We start from the raw sequence: 4,946 nt of genomic DNA on the forward strand, positions 1-4,946 counted from the left end.
AGATGCCATTGAGGATGTCTTGCATTTTGTGTCCTAACCTCCTTGGCGATTGCTATAACTAAAAGAGTTATGCGATCCCATAATTTGACTAAGTATTAACAGGGTCAATAGTTGTAAAAAATGTGGACAAACATCCAACATCATAAAGCAAAACCCCCTAGCTATGATGAGAGCTAAGGGGTTTTTGTTGAAATATAAACCTGGCATCGAGCTATTTTTGCGTAGGGCTACCCCTAAACTATCGTCGCCGCAGCAGCGTTTCACCTCTGAGTTCGGGAAGGGATCAGTGTGGTTCCACCGCGCAATAGACACCAGGAAAAACAGTGGTCAGTTATCAGTTATCAGTTATCAGATAAGTGATACAAAACCCTGAAGGCTGCACAGTAACGCGAATCAACCAATTTGTTAACTGTTAACTGTTAACTGTTAACTGAATTTGAGGTCAAGCCCTCGGTCTGTTAGTACACCTCAGCTTCATACATTACTGTACTTCCACTTAGAGCCTATAAACGGGTGTTCTGCCCGTGACCTTACCTACTTATGTAGTGAGAGCACTCATCTTGAGGTGGGCTTCCCACTTAGATGCTTTCAGCGGTTATCCGCTCCGCACTTGGCTACCCAGCGTTTACCGTTGGTACGATAACTGGTACACCAGCGGTGCGTCCTTCCCGGTCCTCTCGTACTAAGGAAGGCTCCTCTCAATGCTCTTGCGCCTGCACCGGATATGGACCGAACTGTCTCACGACGTTCTGAACCCAGCTCACGTACCGCTTTAATGGGCGAACAGCCCAACCCTTGGGACGTACTTCCGCCCCAGGTTGCGATGAGCCGACATCGAGGTGCCAAACCTCCCCGTCGATGTGGACTCTTGGGGGAGATCAGCCTGTTATCCCTAGAGTAACTTTTATCCGTTGAGCGACGGCCATTCCATGCTGTGCCGTCGGATCACTAAGGCCGACTTTCGTCCCTGCTTGAGTTGTATCTCTCGCAGTCAAGCTCTCTTTTGCCTTTACACTCGCCGCACGGTTTCCAAGCGTGCTGAGAGAACCTTTGCGCGCCTCCGTTACTTTTTAGGAGGCGACCGCCCCAGTCAAACTGCCCACCTGAAACTGTTCCCTGACCGGCTTACGGTCATGGGTTAGAATTCTAGCTTCGCCAGAGTGGTATCTCACCGTTAGCTCCATATCCCCCACAAGGGATACTTCTTCGCTTCCCACCTATCCTGCGCAAGCGAAGCCCGAACACAATTCCAGGCTACAGTAAAGCTTCATAGGGTCTTTCTGTCCAGGTGCAGGCAGTCCGTATCTTCACAGACATTCCTATTTCGCCGAGTCTCTCTCTGAGACACCATCCAGATCGTTACGCCTTTCGTGCGGGTCGGAACTTACCCGACAAGGAATTTCGCTACCTTAGGACCGTTATAGTTACGGCCGCCGTTCACCGGGGCTTCGGTCGTCAGCTTCAAGGCGAACCCCTGACCAACTTCCTTAACCTTCCGGCACTGGGCAGGCGTCAGCCCCCATACGTCCTCTTTCGAGTTGGCGGAGACCTGTGTTTTTGGTAAACAGTCGCCTGGATCTCTTCACTGCGACCCACGTCTGAGGTGGGCACCCCTTCTCCCGAAGTTACGGGGCCATTTTGCCGAGTTCCTTAGAGAGAGTTATCTCGCGCCCCTTGGTATTCTCAACCTCCCTACCTGTGTCGGTTTCGGGTACGGGTACTATGTTTTCATCACATTACGAGCTTTTCTTGACACTATCCTTCACCACGCGGAGTTCGTAAACTCCTCCCAAACCAATCAGGGTATGGCTATCTTTCATGCGTCCCTCGCAATGCTCCCACATAGTAGTCAGGGATTATTCACCCTGTGTCCATCGACTACGCCCTTCGACCTCGCCTTAGGACCCGACTAACCCTCCGTGGACGAACCTGGCGGAGGAACCCTTAGGGTTTCGGGGCATTGGATTCTCACCAATGTTTGCGCTACTCAAGCCGACATTCTCACTTCCGTTTCGTCCACAGCTGCTCGCCGCTACTGCTTCTACCTAATACGGAACGCTCCCCTACCGATTAATACTAGATTAATCCCACAGCTTCGGTACATCACTTAGCCCCGTTCATTTTCGGCGCAGGATCGCTTGACTAGTGAGCTATTACGCACTCTTTTAAGGTTGGCTGCTTCTAGGCAAACCTCCTAGTTGTCTATGCAATCCCACCTCCTTTATCACTTAGTGATGATTTGGGGACCTTAGCTGGTGGTCTGGGCTGTTTCCCTCTTGACAATGAAGCTTATCCCCCACTGTCTCACTGGCAATGTGTTCTCTGGGTATTCTGAGTTTGTCTCGATTTGGTACCGGTCTCCCAGCCCGCACCGAAACAGTGCTTTACCCCCCAGATTTAATCATTACCGCTGCGCCTAAACACATTTCGGGGAGAACCAGCTAGCTCCTGGTTCGATTGGCATTTCACCCCTAACCACAGCTCATCCGCTGATTTTTCAACATCAGTCGGTTCGGACCTCCACTTGGTGTTACCCAAGCTTCATCCTGGCCATGGTTAGATCACCAGGGTTCGGGTCTATAAACACTGATTGAGCGCCCTTTTCAGACTCGGTTTCCCTTTGGCTCCGGCATTCTCGCCTTAACCTACCAGTGCCTATAAGTCGCCGGCTCATTCTTCAACAGGCACGCGGTCAGACGTTCAATCGTCCTCCCACTGCTTGTAAGCTTACGGTTTCATGTTCTATTTCACTCCCCTTCCGGGGTTCTTTTCACCTTTCCCTCGCGGTACTGGTTCACTATCGGTCACACAGTAGTATTTAGCCTTACGAGATGGTCCTCGCTGATTCACATGGGATTCCTCGTGCCCCATGCTACTCGGGATTCAGCTACTATCCTTGAGTTTTCGACTACAGGACTTTCACCTTCTTTGGTGCAGTATTTAGCTGCTTCGTCTAACCGCCAGATTCGATATCGCTGTCCCACTACCCCAAAGGATAAATCCTTTGGTTTAGGCTTTTCCCCTTTCGCTCACCACTACTCAGGGAATCTCTTTTGATTTCTCTTCCTCCAGCTACTAAGATGTTTCAGTTCGCTGGGTTGGCTCTTTCCTGTCTATATATTCAACAGGTAGTATTTAGGGTTGCCCCATTCGGAAACCTCCGGCTCAATGTTTGCTTCCAACTCCCCGGAGTATATCGTCGGTAACCACGTCCTTCTTCGCCTCTGTGTGCCTAGGTATCCACCGTAAGCCCTTATTAGCTTGACCACATTTACATTGGTGTTTCTGCAAACTTTTTTTCGTTCTGTTTACTTCCTTCTAGGCACTGATTTCACTCAGCACTCAGTCAAGAAGCAATCAGGACTCTAATCCGTCTGCCTGCTTTTTTTTCGCGTTACTATGCAGTTTTCAAGGTTCTGGCTGGATTATCACCCAGCAGTTCGATTGTATGAAGCAATCAATTGCTGAATTTTTATTCCAATTAGAGATTAAGATGTTTATAAATGAACTGAACCAAAAATACTTTGAAAGCTTTCACCAATTCTCGACCGACCTAGGAATGACCAACTCAGTATCTAATTGCGATTTGCTTTCGATGTTTGAGTGGATTCGGTCTCCCTAAAAGGAGGTGATCCAGCCACACCTTCCGGTACGGCTACCTTGTTACGACTTCACCCCAGTCACCAGTCCTGCCTTCGGCATCCCCCTCTGCGAACAGTTGGGGTAACGACTTCGGGCGTGACCAGCTTCCATGGTGTGACGGGCGGTGTGTACAAGGCCCGGGAACGAATTCACTGCAGTATGCTGACCTGCAATTACTAGCGATTCCGACTTCACGCAGGCGAGTTGCAGCCTGCGATCTGAACTGAGCTACGGTTTTGTGAGATTTGCATCACATTGCTGTGTAGCTGCCCTTTGTCCGTAGCATTGTAGTACGTGTGTAGCCCAAGACGTAAGGGGCATGCTGACTTGACGTCATCCCCACCTTCCTCCGGTTTGTCACCGGCAGTCTCTCTAGAGTGCCCAACTTAATGCTGGCAACTAAAAACGAGGGTTGCGCTCGTTGCGGGACTTAACCCAACATCTCACGACACGAGCTGACGACAGCCATGCACCACCTGTGTTCGCGCTCCCGAAGGCACTCTCTCCTTTCAGAGAGATTCGCGACATGTCAAGTCTTGGTAAGGTTCTTCGCGTTGCATCGAATTAAACCACATACTCCACCGCTTGTGCGGGCCCCCGTCAATTCCTTTGAGTTTCACACTTGCGTGCGTACTCCCCAGGCGGGATACTTAACGCGTTAGCTCCGGCACGGCTCGGGTCGATACGAGCCACGCCTAGTATCCATCGTTTACGGCTAGGACTACTGGGGTATCTAATCCCATTCGCTCCCCTAGCTTTCGTCCCTCAGTGTCAGTTGCGGCCTAGTAGAGCGCCTTCGCCACTGGTGTTCTTCCTGATATCTACGCATTTCACCGCTACACCAGGAATTCCCTCTACCCCGAACGCACTCTAGCCTTGTAGTTTCCACTGCTTTTACCTAGTTAAGCTAGGTTCTTTAACAGCAGACTTACATAGCCACCTGCGGACCCTTTACGCCCAATCATTCCGGATAACGCTTGCATCCTCCGTATTACCGCGGCTGCTGGCACGGAGTTAGCCGATGCTTATTCCTCAGGTACCGTCATTTTTTTCTTCCCTGAGAAAAGAGGTTTACAACCCAAGAGCCTTCCTCCCTCACGCGGTATTGCTCCGTCAGGCTTTCGCCCATTGCGGAAAATTCCCCACTGCTGCCTCCCGTAGGAGTCTGGGCCGTGTCTCAGTCCCAGTGTGGCTGATCATCCTCTCAGACCAGCTACTGATCGTCGCCTAGGTGCGCTTTTACCACACCTACTAGCTAATCAGACGCGAGCTCATCTTCAGGCAGCAAGCCTTTCACCTCTCGG

Annotated in this window: 3 rRNA genes (1 of these 3 only partly in view); all 3 read right to left on the reverse strand. The window is 50.7% G+C overall.

The features are described 5' to 3' along the window. Nucleotides 1-198: 198 nt before the first annotated feature. A 5S ribosomal RNA gene (rrf, locus tag NSP_RS15740) occupies nucleotides 199-316 on the reverse strand. Nucleotides 317-438: 122 nt separating this feature from the next. Beyond that, nucleotides 439-3,267, reverse strand: a 23S ribosomal RNA gene (locus NSP_RS15745). Between the two features lie 354 nt (nucleotides 3,268-3,621). Further along, a 16S ribosomal RNA gene (locus tag NSP_RS15750) occupies nucleotides 3,622-4,946 on the reverse strand; it runs 193 nt beyond the window's last position. Together the 16S, 23S and 5S rRNA genes form the textbook arrangement of a ribosomal RNA operon.

The organism is Nodularia spumigena CCY9414 (genome assembly GCF_000340565.2).
Classification (GTDB): Bacteria; Cyanobacteriota; Cyanobacteriia; order Cyanobacteriales; family Nostocaceae; genus Nodularia; species Nodularia spumigena.